Raw genomic sequence first — 18310 nt, forward strand, 5'->3', positions numbered from 1 at the left:
ATAATAATTAACTTATATTTCATTGCAAAAATTTAAAAATATAAAATAATTTATTAAATTCTTTTTAATGATATTTATTTTATAATCTAAATGTTTTAAAATACTATTTTATATTTAATAACTCTACATCAAATATCAATGTTGAATTTATTGGAATACCTGGTAATATATTTTTCCCATAAGCAAGAGTTGGCGGTATGACTAATTTGATTATACCTCCTTTTTTAATTAATTTTATACCTTCTTGTAAACCATTAATTAAGTTTTTTAATAAAAAATGTGCTGAATAGTCTTTTCTATAATAAGAACTATCAAATACAGATTTATCTATTAAAGTACCTATATATTTGATATATATTACTGAACTATCTATTGCAAAATTTCCTTTTCCTATTTTTTTTATTAAATAAGCTAAACCGCTTTTAGTTTTTTTAACACCTTCTTTTTTACAAAATTTATTTATATAATTTTGGCCTCTAAAAAAATTATCTCTAGATTCTTCCTCTAAAACAACTTTATTAGCCTGTTTAAGTTTATTATCTAATAATAATAAAGAATGCGATATTTCTGAATCAGATAATTTAACTTTATCAATAATAGAATCTTCTAATCCTAAAATTAAGTTTTTTTTATTCAAAAAAATACCCATTTTTTCTTGATCTTCAAAAAAATTTTTTATATAACGACCAAAAAAAACCCCTAATGAATAATCAGAAAAATATTTTTTTTTTAAATAAAAATTATCATCTTTTAAATTAACACCAAAAGATGATAAACAAAATATTCTTAAATAAATTAATATGATTATAATTACATAAAATGTAAATTTCATCTATTCTCCAGATAAAAATTTTATACAAGTAAAAAATTTTAACAAATTAAAGTAATTATTGTTGGTCTATTCATATATAATTGATTTATTGAAATATAATTATTTTAAAATAAATTAATAAAAAATATGTTAATTATTATAAAAAATTTTATATTAAAAGTATAATATAAAAAATTTTAATACAATTTAACAAAAAATAATAGCTAATTATGATTTTTACCAAATTTATTTTTATAAATAAAATATTAAAGATAATTTAAATTAAGAAAATCTTTATTAAGATAAATTTAAAAACTTAATTAATAAACATTTATTAAAAAGAGAAAGATAATGAAAAACTATAACCGTATTGGTCTCACTTGGATTGGTTACTTTTCTTATGCATTAGCAGGAGCTCTAGTTGTCGTCACAGGTATGGTTATGGAAACAATAGCTAAAAATTTTAATTTATCAATTATAAAAACAAGCAATATATTTACTTTTCTAAATGCAGGAATACTAGTTTCTATTTTAGTTAATAACTATTTAATAAAAATTATATCTATCAAAAAACAAATAATATATGGTTTTTTTTTAGTAATAATATCATTATTTTTAATAATTAAATTTAATAATATTTTTTTATTTTCATTAAGTATATTTATACTAGGTATAGTTAGCGGAATGACAATGTCAATTAGTACATATTTAATAACTTATTTATATGATGAAAAAAAAAGAGTATCAATATTATTGATAAGTGATTCATTTTTTAGTATGTCGGGAATTTTATTTCCTTTTATTACAAGTTTATTATTATCAAATAAAATTTGCTGGTCATGGATATATGTAATAATAGAAATTATATATTTAGTTATTTTTTTAATTTCAATAACAATTAATTTTCCTAAAATAAATAAAATTAATAAAAAAAAATCATCAAATATTAACATATTTAATATAGAAGTTATAATATTATCATTATCAGCATTATTATATATTTTAGGTCAATTAAGTCTTGTTTCATGGATTCCAGAATATGCAATTAAATCATTAAAAATAGATATTAGTATAGCAGGAAAGTTAATAAGCAATTTTTGGACATTTTACATGATTGGTATGTGGTGTTTTAGTGCAATAATTAGATTTTTTGATTTAAAAAAAATTATAATAATATTAACAGGAATTTCTGCAATATTAACTTTTATTATTACAAAAACTATGAATATAACAATATTTAAATATGCAATAACTGCTTTAGGGTTTTTCTCAAGCTCTATATATACTATAATAATAACATTAGGTTCAATGCAAACTAAAATATCATCCCCTAAAATTATTAATATAATATTAACATCAGGAACATTTGGTACTTTATTAACTTTTATTATTACGGGTCCTATTGTAGATATCAAGGGAATCAACATATCTTTAAGTATTTCTAATATATTATATACGTTTGTATTTATTTTATATATAATATACTTTTTGTATAAAAATCAAAAAAAAAATACTAATAACTAATTAATTGCATTAAAAACTTTAATTAAGGTTTTTTTAGCAATAATTTTAGCTGCATTAGCGCCACTATTAATTATTTTTTTTAAATACTTTTCATTTCTGCGATAGAAATAAAATTTCTTTTGTAATTTATTTATTTTTGAAGTAATTGCATTAATAAGTGATTTTTTAAAATAACAATAAGACTTGCCTTTAAAAATATTTTCTAAATAATTTATTTCTTTATCTGTTATACAAGAAAAAATTTCTAATAAATTTGAAATTCCAGGTTTAATAATTGGATTATATATAATTCTAGGAGGAAAATCCGAATCAGTAACAGCTTTATGTATTTTATTATGAATTATTTTTATATCATCTAATAAGAAAATAACATTATTAACATTATTATCAGATTTTGACATTTTTTTATTAGGATTTAGTAAAGACATAATTCTAGAACCGCAATTAGGTATTAAAAAATTAGGAATAGTAAAAACTTTACCATATATTTTATTGAATCTTTTTGCTATTCTTGAAACTAATTCTAAATGTTGTATTTGATCCTCTCCTATAGGTACAATATTAGATTGATATAATAAAATATCAGATGCCATTAAAATAGGATAGTTTAATAAACCAGCATTAATATTACTACTATTTTGCATAGATTTATTTTTAAATTGAGTCATACGCATAAGTTCACCAAAATATGTATAACAATTTAATATCCATTGAAGTTCAGTGTGCTCTTTAACATAAGATTGAACAAAAATAATGCTTTTATTAGGATCTATTCCGCAAGATAAATATAATGCCAAAGTATCAAATACTCTATTTTGTAAACTGCTAGAATAATTTCTAATAGTCATAGAATGCAAATCAGATATACAATATATACAATTATAACTATTTTGCATAGAAGACCATTTTGATAATGAACCTATATAATTTCCTAAAGTTAACTGACTAGTAGGTTGTATACTACTAAATACAGTTTTTTTAAAGGAGTCCATATAAAATTAATTCCTTAAAATTTAAGAATATTACTAACATAAATAAAATAATTAATAACAAAAGATATTTAATGGAAGGATTTAGAATTTAATTTATTTAATTTTAATCTGAATTTTTGTATTATATTTTTATAATTATCACAAGAAAAAATAGCCGAACCAATTATAAACATATCAGCTCCAGAAAATGCAATATCATATATATTATTCAATTTAATACCACCATCAACAGCTAAAATAATATTTTTTTTATTGATATTAAGTATATTTTTTACTTGTTTAATTTTATCTAACATTTTTAAAATAAAATCTTGATTAGATAAACCTGGGTTAACAGACATTATTAAAACTAAATCTAACTTGTCTAGAATATAATCTAAATAATTCAAAGATGTAGATGGATTAAATACTAATCCTGATTTACAACCATATCTTTTAATTAAATTTAATGTTTTATCTATATGATCAGTAGACTCTGGATGAAAAGTAATAAAATTGGCTCCTGCTTTTGCAAACATGGGAATAAGATTATCTACAGGTTTAGTCATTAAATGAACATCTATAGGAACATTAATGTTATTATCGCGTAAAGATTTTAAAACCATAGGACCTAAAGTTATACTAGGCACATAATGATTATCCATAACATCAAAGTGAATAAGATCTCCACCTGCAGAAATAACTTTTAAAATTTCATCGCCTAGTTTAGCAAAATTAGCTGACAAAATTGATGGTGCTATTAAAAATTTTCTCATTTATAAAACCTAAAAATATTAAAATTAATATTGTATAATAAGTAACTTCTATAAAATGAACTTATAATTAAATACCAAACTATTTTAAATATAATCTAAAATTTAATAATTGAATAATATAAAAAACTATTTAATAAAATAATTTTGGCATTTTTGTATAGACAAACATATAGTATTAATAGAAACAAAATCATTAATAATAGCTTTTCCAATAGATACAGGTATAACTAGTCTAATTTTGTTAGAAACTATTTTTTTATCCCTTTTCATAATATTAATATAATTAGATTCATTCATACTGCTAGGTCCTTTAACAGGTAATCCAGTTTTTAATAATAAATTTAGAATACGTAAGGTATCATTATGTTTTAAAAATCCTAATAATTCGGATGCAAATGATGCCATAGCAATTCCTACAGAAACAGCTTCTCCATGCAACCAAGAACTATACTTTGTATAACTTTCGATAGCATGCCCATAAGTATGACCTAAATTTAATAATGATCTAGAATCAGTATCACGTTCATCAATCTCAACAATTTTAGATTTTAATTCACAACATTTATTAATACAATATAAAATAGATTTTTTATCTAAAGATATAAGATTATCAATATTTTTTTCTAACCATAAAAAAAATAATTTATCAAATATTATAGCATATTTAATTACTTCGGCTAAACCAGATATTAATTGTTTTAATGGTAATGTTACAAGAAAATCTATATCTATAATTACTGAAGAAGGATGCCAAAAGGAACCAATCATATTTTTACCTAAAACATGATTAACTCCAGTTTTACCTCCAATAGAAGCATCTACCTGAGATAATAAAGTTGTAGGTACTTGAATAAATTTAATTCCTCTTTGATATATAGAAGCAACAAAACCAGTTAAATCACCAATTACTCCTCCACCTAATGCAATTAATAAAGTATTATTTCTATTATAACATTTAGTTATCAATTGAGTTATAATATACTCGGCTTGAATAAATGTTTTGCTATTTTCCCCATCTGGAATTATTAAAATATCTAAATTTATATCATATTTGCTAAATAAGCTAATTTTTTTTTCTGACAAAATTTTATGTAAAACATTATTAGTTATTAAAACAACTTTTTCTTTCTTTTTAAAAATTGAAAAAGTATATTTATCTTCTATTAAACCACCAGATGAAATCATGATAGAATAACTAAAATTTTTTAAATTAATATCTATCTTTTTCATTAAAATATACACCAACTGAATAATTTTTATATAAATTTTAATTATTTTTTTCTAATAAATTTATAATTTTTATAGCGACAATTTTAGCGCTATGTTCATCAGTACGAAATGTAAAGTCAGCTATTTCTTTATATAAAGGATCACGTTCTGAGGATAAAGATCTTAAAACATCGATAGCTGGAACATTGACTTGTAATAAAGGTCTTTTCTTATCTCGTTGAGTTCTATGTAATTGTTTTTCAATAGTTGTACATAGATATATAACTAAACCTCGAGAAGAAAGTCTATTTCGGGTAAGTTTAGATATCACAGAACCACCACCTGTAGCAAGAATAATACCGTTTAATTTAGTAAGCTCATTAATTATACGTTCTTCTCTAGCACGAAACCCTGATTCTCCTTCTAAATCGAAAACCCAGCTTATATCTGCTCCAGTACGTTTTTCAATTTCTTGATCAGAATCATAAAATTCCATATTTAACTGTTGAGATAACTGACGACCTATAGTACTTTTACCAGCACCCATAGGTCCTATTAAAAAAATATTACGTTTATCTGCCATCTTTTAAATTACTAATTCAAAATTATTTAAAAAAATAACAACACTTATTAAATGAAAAATATTAAGTAGTTGAAGAGAATAAAAAATAAGATAAATCTTATTTGTACTATTAATAAAAATTATTAATATCTAATAAAAGACTACTAATTTTAGAAAGAAAAATCAAGTATTATATAATTAATATTTGTTAATTATTAAAAATACTTGATTAATTTAAATTTAATCATTATAGTTATTAACTATTTTTAAATTTATATATAATATCAAAAAGGTGAGATGTCTGAGAGGCTTAAAGAGTACGCTTGGAAAGCGTATGTATGGAAACGTACCGAGGGTTCGAATCCCTCTCTCACCATATATTATAAAATAATTAAGAAAAATTTATTTTAACTAAAATAACTCAAAACAATAAAATTGATTCTAAAGCTAAATTGATCATTTTATTTAGTTTACTTTCTCTATCTATATAGTTTAAACTTTTAGACGTATTAATAATATCAGAGACTGTACAAACAGAAATAGCTTGAACGTTTAATTCGGATGCAATACTATAAATTCCAGCTGTTTCCATATCAATACCAAGTATATTATAATTCTTAATTAATTTAAAAAGGATAGGATCAATAGTATAAAAAAAATCTGTAGAAAATAAATTTCCTATATGAACTTTATAATTTAATTTTTTAGATGTTTCAAAAAATTTATTAAGCATATCAAAATCAGCTATAGCAGCATAATCATAGTTGTTAAATCTTAATCTGTTAAATGAAGAATCTGTACAAGCACCCATACCAATAATTATATCTTTTAAATTTATACCTTTAATTATAGAACCACAAGTTCCTAATCTAATAATTTTTTTTACATTATAAAAAGTCAATAATTCTTTAATGTAAATAGCACTAGAAGGAATACCCATTCCATGACTCATAATAGAAACTTTAATATCCTTATACATACCAGTAAATCCTAACATAGAGCGCACATTACTAATTTCTACTACATTTTTTAACCAATTAAAAGCAATATATTTGGTTCTAATTGGATCTCCTGTTAAAATAACAATATCAGAAAAATCTGTTTTATTAGCATTTATATGAGGTGTAATCATATGTAATCCTTTAAATCATAAATAAAATTATTAAAATTAAAATAAAATATTCTTACCGTATTTCATATCAGATAAATTAAAATAATGTGCCAAAGTTTGGGCAATATCTGAAAAAGTATTACTATATCCTAAATAGCTATTTTTTTTATGATTTGAATATATAAGTATAGGTATATATTCTCTAGTATGATTAAAACCTATCCAAGTAGGATCGCAACCGTGATCAGAAGTTATAATTAATAAATCATTATCTTTAATTAATGATAAAATTTTTGGAAGCAGGAGATCAAAATATTCTAAATCTCTTGCATAACCAGCTACATTACGTCTATGACCCCATAAAGAATCAAAATCTACAAAATTAGCAAAAACAATAGAGTTGTTTGGAGCTATTTTAATTTCATTAATAGTTTTATTAAAAATATCATATATACCATCAGCTTTTACTGAATAAGTAATTCCATAATTATTATAAATATCTGAAATTTTTCCAATACCAACAACTTGACCTTGTTTTTCAATCAAAAGTTTTTTCATTATAGTTATATCATGTGGCTTGACAGAAAAATCTTTACGATTCATAGAACTACGAATGTAATTTTTATTATTTTTACCAGAAAAAGGCCTAGCTATTACACGAGCAACATTATATTTACTTTTATTAAGAATATTCCTAGAAACTTTACATAAAGAATAAAGAGAATCTAAACCAAAATAATCTTCATGACAAGCTATTTGAAACACTGAATCAGAAGAAGTATAAAAAATTGGTTTTTTAGTTTTAATATGATCTTCACCTAAATCACTAATAATAGATGTACCAGATGAATGACAATTTCCTAAATAACCAGATAAACTATTTATATTAACTATTTCATTTAATATTTTATCAGGAAAACTATATTTTTTATCCTTAAAATAGTGCCAATCGTATAGTACTGGAACTCCTGCAATTTCCCAATGACCTGAAATTGTATCCTTACCAAAAGAAATTGGACTTGCATAACCATAATTAGCAATTATTTTAGTATTTTTATTAAGACCAAGAGGAAAATTTCCAGAAGCTGCTTCTGAAGCTAAACCAATTCCTAAAGATGTCAAATTAGGAATAAATAAAGAACCTCTTCTTCCAAAATTAGCCTTTCCTTTATAACAAAACTCAGCTATATGATTAAGTGTATTAGAACCTTCATCACAGAATAGGTGAGAATCTTTTGTATGACCTATTCCTAAAGAATCTAAAACTAATATAAACGCTCTTTTCATTAAATTACCAAATACTAGTAAATTTATAAAAATATTTTAATAATAATGATTAATTATATCATTATTAGATAAAAGATTTAAATATCTAATGAGTTAAATGAAGAAAATAATTAAATTAATAAAATATATTTCAGTAAATATATTGTTAATTTTCAATAAATAATAATATAAAGGATTAATTGATTTTATTTTAAAAAAAAGCTAAATTAACCAATAAAAATTAATCTTATTATTTTAATAATATAAATATAAAAATGAAAAAAAAATCGATATATATATCTTATACTGGCGGGACAATTGGTATGTTAAAAACAAAAAAAGGATATGTACCAGAACCTGGAAATTTACAAAATAATATAATATATATGCAAGAATTTCTAAAAACGGAGATACCTAAATTTAAAATAAAAGAATATAACCCTTTAATTGATTCTTCTAATATGACTCCTCAATAATGGATAATAATAGCTAATGATATAAAAAAAAATTATAATAAATATGATGGATTTATAGTTTTACATGGTACTGATACTATGTCTTACACAGCTTCTGCTCTGTCTTTTATTTTAGAAGATCTAAATAAACCAGTAATAATAACAGGATCACAACTTCCTATTTCAGAAATACGTTCAGATGGAAGAAATAATTTATTAAATTCATTAATAATTGCTGCAAAATATCCCATTAATGAAGTAACAATATTTTTTAATAATTGGCTATATAGAGGTAACAGAACGACAAAGATAAATGCTAATGGATTTCATGCTTTTGATTCACCAAATTTTCCACCTCTATTAGAGGCAGGAGTTAAGATACGTGAAATATATAATAATAAAAAAAAATCAAAAAAAAATAAAAAAAAACAAATTAAAGTTAATAATATTTACCCGCAACCTATTGCTATAATTTCAATATACCCTGGAATATCTTACAAAATAATTAAAAATTTTCTACTAAAGCCTATTAAAGCATTAATATTATGCTCTTACGGTATAGGAAATGCACCACAAGATAAATATTTTTTGAACTCATTAAAAAATGCAATTAAAAATCAAATAATTATATTAAATTTAACGCAATGTATCTCAGGTAAAGTAAATATGAATAGATATGCTTCTGGAAGCTCTTTAGCTGATATAGGAGTTATAAGCGGACATGACTTAACCATTGAAGCTGCATTGACTAAATTACATTTTTTATTTAGTCAAAATTTTTCTATTGAATTAATAAAGAAAAAAATAGAAATTAACATTAGTGGGGAAATAACAACGTCTTAGCATAAATATAAGTCAAAAATTTATATTTTAAAAAATAAATCAAATAAAATTTTAAATAAAAACTCAAAATCACAAATAAGAATGTTTTCCATATCTATGATTAGTTATATCCTTGACTCCTTTTAATTCAGGAAAGCAAGATAACAATTTCTTTTCAATTCCTTCTTTGAGAGTTAAATTAATCATAGAACAACCATTGCATCCGCCAGTAAATTTTAAAAAAACATATCCTTCTTTAGTTAGATTAACTAAGAATACTTTACCTCCATGAGATAATAAATTAGGATTAATTTCCATATCTAAAAAGTTATTTATTTTATCTATTAAATTGTTGTTATTAAATGTTTTTTTTCTAGCATAAGGAGCTTTCATAGTCAATTGACTTGACAATTCATCTTCTACAATATCAATTTCTGAATCTTTTAAAAAATCACAACTATTAAAATCAACATATACATAAAATTGTTTAAAATCTAACTTTATATCCGTAGTATCTACTTCATTTTGTAAACAATATGAAACGCCACATTCTGCGTTTTTTTCACCTGGATTATTAACAAATACTCTAATTTGAGTTCCTTTTTTTTGTTTAGATAATAAATCTATAAAATGTTTTTGTGCATTTTTTGTAATTTTAATCATATCTTATATTTTATATAAATATTTTTTAAAATTATACTACAATTTTTAAAAAATATTAATAAAAAGATATTTTTTTGTTAAAATTTAATTTTTAAAAAATAAAATAATATGAAAAAATTACATTGGGAAACTATAGGTAATGGGAGTATAAATTTAATTTTATTGCACGGATGGGGTCTAAATAATAATGTATGGTTATTTATAATAAAAAAATTATCAAATCACTTCAAATTATATTTAGTTGATCTTCCTGGATTTGGTTATAGTAATGCATTAAATGATTGTTCATTTAATGAAATTTCAGAAATATTATTCCAAAGTATGCCTAAAAAATCTATTTGGTTAGGATGGTCTATGGGAGGATTATTTGTAAACAATATAGGTTTAAATCATTCTAAACAAGTAATAGCTTTAATAAATATATGTTCTTCGCCTTGTTTTATATCTAAAAAAAACTGGCCAGGGATTAGTGATTCAAAACTAATGCGTATGTTTAACCAATTAAATAAAAATTATAAGAAAATTATATATTACTTTATAGAAATACAAAATCAACAAACAAAAGAAGAAAAATTAAGTATAGATTTTTTCAAAAAAATAATTTTTTCTAAACCAATACCAGAAATAAATACATTAAAAAACGGACTAAAAATTCTAAAAAACATCGATTTGAGAGAAAAAATGATTAAATTAAAAGTACCTCTATTAAGAATTTATGGAGAATTAGATAATTTAGTACCAATTGAAATTAATAATATTCTAAATGTTAAATGGCCTAATACATATTCTTATATAATAAAAAAATCAGGTCATGCTCCTTTTATTTCTAATCCAGAAATATTATGTAATATCTTAATAAAATTTAAAAAAAAAATAAAAATGAATCTCCAATAGATTTTGAGGATGATATACCATTTTAAATCTATATTTTTGTAAATGTAAAAGCCTCATATTGCAATGAGGCTTTTACATTTACAAAAATATAGATTTAAAATGGTATATCATCCTCAAAATCTATTGGAGATTCATTTTTATTAAAAGAATTTTCATTTAGATTTAAATCTGAAGACTTGTGATTTTTATTAATAATTTTATTATTAGATGAAGAACTTAAGTTTTTAGATTTTGATGTAGAAACATTAGAATTACTAAAAATTCCAGAATTACGGTTACCTAACATTTGCATAGTACCGTTAATATTTACAACTACTTCAGTAGTATAACGATCTTGACCATTCTGATCTTGCCACTTTCTAGTTTGTAAAGTACCTTCTATATAAACTTGAGAACCTTTGCGTAAATAATCACCAGCAATTTCAGCTAATTTACCAAATAAAACAACACGATGCCATTCTGTCCTTTCTTTACTTTCACCTGTATTTTTATCTTTCCAATTCTCAGAGGTTGCTAAAGTCATATTAGCAACAGCACCACCATTTGGCATATAACGAATTTCAGGATCTTGACCTAAATTACCTATTAATATTACTTTGTTAATTCCTCTGCTTGCCATATTTAAATCTCTTAAAATTTAATTATCAAATTAAAATTGTAACATAATTTTTAAAAAAAATTAAAATTAAAAAATAAGAATAAGCAAAATTAAATTAAGTAGATAATAAATACCAAATAGATCATTAACTGAAAATTAGGTTATAATTATTTTATAAAATAATAAAATTAAAGAAAAAATTAAATATGAAAATAAATAAAATAAAAAATAAAACAGATAAAATATATAAAAATAATGATATAAAAAAAATAAAAATACCTCCTCATTCTTTAGAAGCAGAACAGTCAGTTTTAGGCGGTTTAATGCTAGATAATGAAAGATGGGACTCGGTATCAGAAAGAATAACAGAAAATGATTTTTTCAGCAGAGCTCATAAATTAATATTTAGAGAAATGCAAAGTCTATTAGATTTAGGTAATCCCATTGATTTAATCACACTATCAGAATCACTAGAACAAAAAGGAGAATTGGATAATGTGGGAAGATTTGCATATTTAGCAGAACTATCAAAAAATACTCCTAGTACAGCAAATATAAAAGCATATGCTGATATAGTAAAGGAAAGATCAATAGTAAGGGAAATAATATTAGTTGCAAATAAAATTGCTAATGCAGGATATGATACAAAAGGACGTAAAAGTGAAGAATTACTTGATTATGCAGAATCAAGTGTATTTAAAATTTCAGAAAAAAGATCAAATACAAATGGGGGACCAAAAAATATAGAAGAAATATTAGATTCTACAGTTGAAAACATAGAAAGGTTAATAAAAAACCCTCATGATGGAGTAACGGGAATAAACACAGGATACGCAGATTTAAATAAAGAAACCTCAGGTTTACAACATTCAGATTTAATAATTATAGCTGCAAGACCTTCAATGGGTAAGACTACATTTGCAATGAACTTATGCGAAAATGCAGCAATGATATATGAAAAACCAGTATTAATTTTTAGTTTAGAAATGCCTGGAGAACAAATAATGATTAGAATGTTAGCTTCATTATCTAGAGTTAAACAAACTAAAATTAGGACAGGACAATTAAGCGATGAAGATTGGTCAAGAATCTCAGGAACTATAAACATTTTATTAAAAAAGAAAAACATATATATAGATGATTCATCAGGATTAACACCAAGCGAAGTTAGATCTAGAGCAAGAAAAATATACAGAGAAAATAACGGATTAAGTTTAATAATGGTAGATTATCTACAACTTATGAGGGTTCCATCTTTATCTGATAATAGAACACTAGAAATAGCAGAAATTTCAAGAACTTTAAAAGCTTTAGCAAAAGAACTTAAAGTTCCTATTATAGCCTTATCGCAACTAAATAGATCTCTAGAGCAGAGAGCAGATAAGCGTCCAGTTAATTCAGATTTAAGAGAATCTGGTTCAATAGAACAAGACGCAGACTTAATAATGTTTATATATAGAGATGAAATATATCATGAAAATAGCGATCTAAAAGGTGTAGCGGAAATAATAATAGGAAAACAAAGAAATGGACCTATTGGAACTATTAAACTAACATTTAACGGTCACTGGTCAAGATTTGATAACTATGCAGGAACAAAATATGAAAAATAAATTAAAATATTTAAAGCATTTTTTTGCATAAGATATATTTAAAAAATAGCAATTATTTAAATTAGATTTTAATTTTTAAATTAAATATGTAATAATTGATTAATAAAATTTCAAAAAAAATAAGAAATATGAAAATAAAACTTGGTATTGTAATGGACTCTATAAAGCTTATAGACATAGATAAAGATTCAAGTTTTGCTATGTTAATAGAAGCGCAAAATAGAAAATATGAAATCTATTATATGGAAGAAAAAGACTTATTTTTAGAATCAGAAAACGCTTTTGCAAAAAGTAAAAAAATTAAGATAAAAAAAGATAAAAAAAAATGGTTCAATTTTATTGATAATAAAAAAATTAATTTATGTGAATTAGATGTAATCTTAATGAGAAAAGATCCTCCTGTAAATATGCAATTTATATATACTACATATATTTTAGAAAAAGCTGAGAAAAAAGGAACGATAATAATAAATAAACCAAAAAGTTTACGTAATTTTAATGAAAAAATATTTATATTCGATTTCAAAGAAATAATACCTAAAACTATAGTAACAAAAGATATAAAAATAATTAAAAATTTTATAGAAAAACAAAAAGAAATTGTATTAAAACCACTAGATCTAATGGGAGGAAAATCTATTTTTAGAATAAAAAAAAATGATCCAAATTACTTATCAATTGTAGAATTAATGACTAACTATGAAAAAAAATACTGCATGGCTCAAGAATATATATCTGAAATTAACAACGGAGATAAAAGAATAATCGTAGTCAATGGAAAAATTATTCCTTGGTTGTTAAAAAGAATTCCAAAAAACGGAGAAACTAGAGCTAATATAATGAGTGGAGGTAAAGGAATAGTAGAAAAAATAAATGAAAAAGATTTAAAAATTGCTAAAATAATAGCAAAAAAACTTAAGTTGAATAAAATATTTTTAGCTGGAATTGATATTATAGGAGATAAATTAACAGAAATAAATATTACAAGCCCAACATGTATTGTAGAAATACAAAAATTCTCAAAAGTGCCTATTTGTAAAATAATAATGAATGAAATAGAAAATCAAATTAAAATTAAAAAACAAAAAAGTTAAAATAAAAATGTTTATTATTGCAATAGATTTTGGAACTAAAAGTATAGGAATAGCTATAGGGCAAAAAATAACTTATACAGCTAACCCATTAAAAACAATAAAATGTAAAAATAAAATTATATTTTGGAAAAAAATAAAAAATATTTTAGAAAAATGGAAACCTATATTTATAATAGTAGGATTACCTTTAAACATTGATGGATCAATACAAAACATCACAAAAAAAGCAATAAAATTTTCGAAAGAAATTAAGTCAAAATTTAATATTGATGTAAAATTACAAGATGAAAGACTAACTACAATAGAAGCCAAATCTATTATATTTAAACAAAAAGGATTTAAGCATCTAAAAAAAAATAAAATAGATTCTATGTCTGCTGTAATAATATTAGAAAGTTGGTTAAATAAACAAAGAAGAAAGTAAAAAATAATTTAAAAAATAAAAAAGTAATTTGAAAAATGAATAATTCTATATCAAAAAATATAAAAAAAATAAAAATAAAAATACAAAAAACAGCAGAAAAATATAAAAAAGATAAAAAAAAAATAAGATTATTAGCGGTCAGTAAACAAAAATCGATCATAGAAATAGAAAAAGCAATAAATAGCAATCAATTTGATTTTGCAGAAAACTATGCTCAAGAAGCAATAAAAAAAATAAAAATTTTAAATAAAAAGAAATATAAAATAATATGGCATTTTATTGGAAAAATACAAAGTAATAAAACTAAGATAATTGCTCAAAACTTCTCTTGGTGTCATAGTATATGTAATTCTAGAATAGCAATAAAATTAAATAATTATAGAACAAAAGAATTATTACCTTTAAACTCGTTAATACAAATTAATATAAAAAAAAACAATGAAATTGATGACAAAGAAATATATAATATTTCTGATATTATAAAATCTTTGCCTAATTTAAAGTTAAGAGGAATAATGGCAATTCCTAATAAACTAAACAAAAACAAAGAAAAAGAAATAAAAGCAACATATAAAAAAATAGAAAAAATATATAATAAACTAAAAGAAAAATATTCATCAATAGATACTTTATCATTAGGAATGAGTAATGATATAAGAATAGCTATAAAAAATGGAAGTAATATGCTAAGAATAGGTAAATCAATATTTGGTAACAGAAAATAACAAAATTTATTTATATAATATAACTAGAGAAATTTATGCTAATATTAATTTTATTCAGTAAAAAAATAATTGACATATACATTATGATAATAATACTACGTATATGGATCAATTTATTAAATAATGATTTACATGATAATTTGTCTAAATTTATAATAAAAGCAACAGAACCTCTTATAAATTTAATTAATAAATTAAGTATAAGTAAAAATACTAATTACATAAATATATATTTAATATTGATATCTTTAGTAATAACAACAATAAAAAATTCTATTATTATGTTCGTAAGTACCGGATATTTTTATATAAATCCAATAAACTTAATTGTAAATATAGCTTCATTATTAAAATTAATAGGTAATTTAATATTTTACTTAATAATAACACGTTCATTTATTAGTTTTATTAAACAAGAGTATAGTAGCATAAACTACTTATTAGTAAAGTTAACAGATCCTTTAATATTACCAATCAAAAGAATAATTCCAGATGTAGGTAATCTAGATTTTGCACCAACAATACTAATAATATTTCTATATTTATTAAATTTTTTAGGAAATATAATTTTTTTTAAAATATGGAATTTTATATAATAAAAATATAAAAATGATAAATTATCTACCTCCATTAAGCTTATATATACATATACCCTGGTGCTTAAAAAAATGTGATTACTGTGATTTTAATGTACATAAATATCAGAAAAAGATTGATCAGAATAATTACATAAAACACGTAATATTAGATTTAAGAAATAATTTACCATTAATATTAAATAGAAATATTAAAACAGTATTTATTGGAGGTGGTAGTCCTGGATTAATTAAAATTGAAATCATAAAAAAACTAATAAACAAAATAAAAGAAATACTAAAAATAAAAAATAAAATAGAAATAACAATAGAAATAAACCCAAACAAAAAAGAAATTTACAAAATAAATCAATTTGTTAAAGCAGGTATTAATCGTATATCAATAGGAATACAAACATTTAATAAAAAAAATATGGTTTTAATAGGAAGAAATCAAGAACTAAAAAATATAATGCGATCAGTAAAAATTGTTAAATCAACAAATTGTAAAAACTTTAACATAGATATAATATACGGATTGCCTAATCAAACTATAGAAGAAGCAATATATGATATAAAAAAAGCTATTAAACTAAAACCGGATCATATATCATGGTATCAGTTAACAGTAGAAAAAAATACAATTCTTTATTATAAAAAACCTATTCTACCAAACGAAAATGTTTTATATAAAATAACAAAGTTAGGTAATAAAATACTTAAAAATAATGGATTTTACCAATATGAAATTTCTTCATATGCAAAAAAAAATAAAAAATGCAAACATAACTTAAACTACTGGAGATTTGGTGATTACTTAGGAATAGGTTGTGGTGCTCATAGTAAAATAACTCAATCAAATAATAAAATATTAAGAATAATAAAAAATAAAAGACCAATAGATTTTATAAAAGGAAAATACATAAATAAAAAGTACGAAATCTTAAAAAAAGACAAAATAATAGAATATTTTATGAATTATTTTAGAATTTATGAAAAAGTATCAATAAAAAAATTTAGTAAATATACAAATATTAAAGAAAAAGATATTTTACCTAAAATTCAAAAAGCGATAAAACATGGATATATAACTAAAAATAAAAACAATTTAAATACAACTAAAAAAGGAAAATTATTTTTAAATGATTTATTAGAAATATTTATTTGATATGTTAATTTTTTTCAAAAACTAAATTAAATAACCTTTTTCCATTTAATTTACTTTTTAATTCAAACTTAGTCTTTTCCCTACAGTTAAACAATAGATGATGTTTTTTATGTGATATATTTTTAAAACTTGTAATTTTAGAAATAATTTTTAGAATATTATTAACATAAGATTCAGAATCAGTAATAATATGTAGTATACCCTTAAAAATTAACTTAGCAAAAATTAAATCAATAAAATCTTTTTTTAATATTCTACGTTTATTATGTCTTCTTTTAGACCAAACATCAGGACAAAAAATTTGAAACTTTAATATAGAATTATCTTTAATCATATAGTACAATACATCAAACGCATCATAATAAATTAATTTTAAATTTTTTATATTGAGTGAGTTTATCTGTTTTAAACAATAGATAATACCAGGTAAATATACTTCTATTCCCAAAAAATTCTTAGAAAAATTTTTAGAAGCAATATCAACGAGAGCGTTACCATAACCAAAACCTATATCTACTATTAAAGAGTTATTAAAATCAAATAAATTATTAATATTAATTTTTTTAGTTAAAAAATTTATACCTGAATAGTTCCAAAATTTATTTAAAATATTTGTCTGATCTGTAGTGATTTTTCTTTTACGAATAACATAACTACGGATAGTACGTTTATAAGATAATTTTTTTTTAAACATAATTTAATATACAATTAAAAGTTATTATTCTAAAAATCAAAAAATATTATTCCATAGCAATATTATCAGTATTTTAATAAATAAACAATAAGAGTTATAAAAATAATGAAAAATAAAATTTTTTGCAAATTTCTAAAAAAAATATCAAAAAAACAAGAAAATAAAGTATATCCAGGAAAATTAGGAGATAAAATATTTAAAGAGATATCTGAAGAAGCATGGAAAATATGGACACTACAACAAACTATTATAATAAATGAAAAACAGCTAAATATGTTAAAAAGAGAAGATAGAAAAATAATAGAAAATGAAATGATAAATTTTTTATTTAAAAATAAAAATTAAAAAGCATAAT

General features: G+C 21.8%; 19 protein-coding genes, 1 tRNA gene and 1 pseudogene. 11 read left to right on the top strand and 10 right to left on the bottom strand.

The window, feature by feature from the left end; all coding sequences use genetic code 11:
* Positions 1-103: 103 nt before the first annotated feature.
* A complete protein-coding gene (gene fkpA, locus AB4W60_RS02405; protein WP_367676110.1) occupies positions 104-832 on the bottom strand; it encodes an FKBP-type peptidyl-prolyl cis-trans isomerase in 729 nt (242 codons plus the stop codon).
* A gap of 330 nt (positions 833-1162) precedes the next feature.
* On the opposite strand from fkpA, the gene tsgA reads away from it, so the two are divergent.
* Positions 1163-2335: an MFS transporter TsgA gene (tsgA, locus tag AB4W60_RS02410; RefSeq protein WP_367676111.1), complete on the top strand. Its 1173-nt coding sequence runs from the start codon at positions 1163-1165 to the stop codon at positions 2333-2335.
* Here the strand turns inward: tsgA and trpS are convergent.
* The 4 genes from trpS to aroK all read right to left on the bottom strand — a co-directional run bounded on the left by trpS (position 2332) and on the right by aroK (position 5874).
* On the bottom strand, positions 2332-3327 hold the full coding sequence (gene trpS / locus AB4W60_RS02415; protein ID WP_367676112.1) for a tryptophan--tRNA ligase: 996 nt from the start codon (positions 3325-3327) through the stop codon (positions 2332-2334). The two genes, tsgA and trpS, sit on opposite strands and share 4 nt — an antisense overlap.
* Positions 3328-3395: 68 nt before the next feature.
* Positions 3396-4082 carry a ribulose-phosphate 3-epimerase gene (gene rpe, locus AB4W60_RS02420; RefSeq protein ID WP_343188587.1) on the bottom strand — a complete coding sequence of 229 codons (687 nt, stop codon included), beginning with the start codon at positions 4080-4082 and terminating at the stop codon, positions 3396-3398.
* Between the two features lie 126 nt (positions 4083-4208).
* Positions 4209-5312 carry a 3-dehydroquinate synthase gene (gene aroB, locus AB4W60_RS02425; protein ID WP_343188588.1) on the bottom strand — a complete coding sequence of 368 codons (1104 nt, stop codon included), beginning with the start codon at positions 5310-5312 and terminating at the stop codon, positions 4209-4211.
* Between the two features lie 37 nt (positions 5313-5349).
* Positions 5350-5874 (bottom strand): shikimate kinase AroK, encoded by a 525-nt coding sequence (aroK, locus tag AB4W60_RS02430; protein ID WP_343188589.1) that lies wholly within the window; start codon positions 5872-5874, stop codon positions 5350-5352.
* 270 nt (positions 5875-6144) lie between these two features.
* Between aroK and AB4W60_RS02435 the strand changes: the two genes are divergently transcribed.
* A tRNA-Ser gene (locus AB4W60_RS02435) sits at positions 6145-6229 on the top strand.
* Between the two features lie 45 nt (positions 6230-6274).
* On the opposite strand, the gene deoD is transcribed toward AB4W60_RS02435, so the two are convergent.
* Together deoD and AB4W60_RS02445 are read right to left on the bottom strand one after the other, a co-directional pair.
* Positions 6275-6985, bottom strand: a complete 711-nt coding sequence (deoD, locus tag AB4W60_RS02440; protein ID WP_367676113.1) for a purine-nucleoside phosphorylase — start codon at positions 6983-6985, stop codon at positions 6275-6277.
* Positions 6986-7021: 36 nt separating this feature from the next.
* Positions 7022-8251, bottom strand: a complete 1230-nt coding sequence (locus tag AB4W60_RS02445; RefSeq protein WP_367676114.1) for a phosphopentomutase — start codon at positions 8249-8251, stop codon at positions 7022-7024.
* A gap of 254 nt (positions 8252-8505) precedes the next feature.
* Here AB4W60_RS02445 and ansA point away from each other — a divergent pair.
* A pseudogene (gene ansA / locus AB4W60_RS02450) lies at positions 8506-9528 on the top strand (asparaginase).
* 69 nt (positions 9529-9597) lie between these two features.
* On the opposite strand, the gene AB4W60_RS02455 reads toward ansA, so the two are convergent.
* Positions 9598-10170, bottom strand: coding sequence for an NfuA family Fe-S biogenesis protein (locus AB4W60_RS02455; protein WP_367676115.1), 573 nt, complete (start codon positions 10168-10170; stop codon positions 9598-9600).
* Positions 10171-10278: 108 nt separating this feature from the next.
* Here AB4W60_RS02455 and bioH point away from each other — a divergent pair, with 108 nt between their 5' ends.
* On the top strand, positions 10279-11064 hold the full coding sequence (bioH, locus tag AB4W60_RS02460; protein ID WP_367676116.1) for a pimeloyl-ACP methyl ester esterase BioH: 786 nt from the start codon (positions 10279-10281) through the stop codon (positions 11062-11064).
* A gap of 94 nt (positions 11065-11158) precedes the next feature.
* Here bioH and AB4W60_RS02465 read toward each other — a convergent pair whose 3' ends face one another.
* The gene (locus AB4W60_RS02465; RefSeq protein WP_367676117.1) at positions 11159-11683 is read right to left on the bottom strand and encodes a single-stranded DNA-binding protein; all 525 of its coding nucleotides are present in this window, start codon (positions 11681-11683) and stop codon (positions 11159-11161) included.
* 185 nt (positions 11684-11868) lie between these two features.
* On the opposite strand from AB4W60_RS02465, the gene dnaB reads away from it, so the two are divergent.
* From dnaB to hemW, 6 genes are all read left to right on the top strand, one after another.
* Positions 11869-13275 (top strand): replicative DNA helicase, encoded by a 1407-nt coding sequence (gene dnaB / locus AB4W60_RS02470; RefSeq protein WP_343188595.1) that lies wholly within the window; start codon positions 11869-11871, stop codon positions 13273-13275.
* 107 nt (positions 13276-13382) lie between these two features.
* Entirely contained in the window at positions 13383-14369 is a 987-nt protein-coding gene (gene gshB / locus AB4W60_RS02475) for a glutathione synthase (protein WP_367676333.1), read from the top strand.
* 7 nt (positions 14370-14376) lie between these two features.
* Complete coding sequence (gene ruvX, locus AB4W60_RS02480) at positions 14377-14793, top strand: Holliday junction resolvase RuvX (protein ID WP_367676118.1); 417 nt, start codon at positions 14377-14379, stop codon at positions 14791-14793.
* Positions 14794-14828: 35 nt separating this feature from the next.
* Entirely contained in the window at positions 14829-15518 is a 690-nt protein-coding gene (locus AB4W60_RS02485; protein ID WP_343188598.1) for a YggS family pyridoxal phosphate-dependent enzyme, read from the top strand.
* 35 nt (positions 15519-15553) lie between these two features.
* On the top strand, positions 15554-16114 hold the full coding sequence (locus AB4W60_RS02490; protein ID WP_343188599.1) for a YggT family protein: 561 nt from the start codon (positions 15554-15556) through the stop codon (positions 16112-16114).
* Between the two features lie 16 nt (positions 16115-16130).
* On the top strand, positions 16131-17261 hold the full coding sequence (gene hemW, locus AB4W60_RS02495; RefSeq protein ID WP_367676334.1) for a radical SAM family heme chaperone HemW: 1131 nt from the start codon (positions 16131-16133) through the stop codon (positions 17259-17261).
* A 4-nt stretch (positions 17262-17265) separates the two neighbouring features.
* Here hemW and trmB read toward each other — a convergent pair whose 3' ends face one another.
* Positions 17266-17955: a tRNA (guanosine(46)-N7)-methyltransferase TrmB gene (gene trmB / locus AB4W60_RS02500; protein ID WP_367676119.1), complete on the bottom strand. Its 690-nt coding sequence runs from the start codon at positions 17953-17955 to the stop codon at positions 17266-17268.
* A gap of 105 nt (positions 17956-18060) precedes the next feature.
* Between trmB and AB4W60_RS02505 the strand changes: the two genes are divergently transcribed.
* Positions 18061-18300, top strand: coding sequence for an oxidative damage protection protein (locus tag AB4W60_RS02505; RefSeq protein ID WP_367676120.1), 240 nt, complete (start codon positions 18061-18063; stop codon positions 18298-18300).
* The last annotated feature ends 10 nt before the right edge of the window (positions 18301-18310 follow it).

The sequence above is a fragment of the Buchnera aphidicola (Neophyllaphis podocarpi) genome (genome assembly GCF_964059055.1).
Lineage (GTDB): Bacteria > Pseudomonadota > Gammaproteobacteria > Enterobacterales > Enterobacteriaceae > Buchnera_M > Buchnera_M aphidicola_A.

Excerpts from the sequence above, each read along its gene's own strand:
- AB4W60_RS02465 (WP_367676117.1), bottom strand. The coding sequence starts at position 11,683 with ATGGCAAGCAGAGGAATTAACAAAGTAATATTAATAGGTAATTTAGGT.
- deoD (WP_367676113.1), bottom strand. The coding sequence starts at position 6,985 with ATGATTACACCTCATATAAATGCTAATAAAACAGATTTTTCTGATATT.
- tsgA (WP_367676111.1), top strand. The coding sequence starts at position 1,163 with ATGAAAAACTATAACCGTATTGGTCTCACTTGGATTGGTTACTTTTCT.
- AB4W60_RS02455 (WP_367676115.1), bottom strand. The coding sequence starts at position 10,170 with ATGATTAAAATTACAAAAAATGCACAAAAACATTTTATAGATTTATTA.
- trmB (WP_367676119.1), bottom strand. The coding sequence starts at position 17,955 with ATGTTTAAAAAAAAATTATCTTATAAACGTACTATCCGTAGTTATGTT.
- AB4W60_RS02490 (WP_343188599.1), top strand. The coding sequence starts at position 15,554 with ATGCTAATATTAATTTTATTCAGTAAAAAAATAATTGACATATACATT.
- ruvX (WP_367676118.1), top strand. The coding sequence starts at position 14,377 with ATGTTTATTATTGCAATAGATTTTGGAACTAAAAGTATAGGAATAGCT.
- fkpA (WP_367676110.1), bottom strand. The coding sequence starts at position 832 with ATGAAATTTACATTTTATGTAATTATAATCATATTAATTTATTTAAGA.
- AB4W60_RS02445 (WP_367676114.1), bottom strand. The coding sequence starts at position 8,251 with ATGAAAAGAGCGTTTATATTAGTTTTAGATTCTTTAGGAATAGGTCAT.
- AB4W60_RS02505 (WP_367676120.1), top strand. The coding sequence starts at position 18,061 with ATGAAAAATAAAATTTTTTGCAAATTTCTAAAAAAAATATCAAAAAAA.
- AB4W60_RS02485 (WP_343188598.1), top strand. The coding sequence starts at position 14,829 with ATGAATAATTCTATATCAAAAAATATAAAAAAAATAAAAATAAAAATA.
- bioH (WP_367676116.1), top strand. The coding sequence starts at position 10,279 with ATGAAAAAATTACATTGGGAAACTATAGGTAATGGGAGTATAAATTTA.
- rpe (WP_343188587.1), bottom strand. The coding sequence starts at position 4,082 with ATGAGAAAATTTTTAATAGCACCATCAATTTTGTCAGCTAATTTTGCT.
- aroB (WP_343188588.1), bottom strand. The coding sequence starts at position 5,312 with ATGAAAAAGATAGATATTAATTTAAAAAATTTTAGTTATTCTATCATG.
- dnaB (WP_343188595.1), top strand. The coding sequence starts at position 11,869 with ATGAAAATAAATAAAATAAAAAATAAAACAGATAAAATATATAAAAAT.
- aroK (WP_343188589.1), bottom strand. The coding sequence starts at position 5,874 with ATGGCAGATAAACGTAATATTTTTTTAATAGGACCTATGGGTGCTGGT.
- trpS (WP_367676112.1), bottom strand. The coding sequence starts at position 3,327 with ATGGACTCCTTTAAAAAAACTGTATTTAGTAGTATACAACCTACTAGT.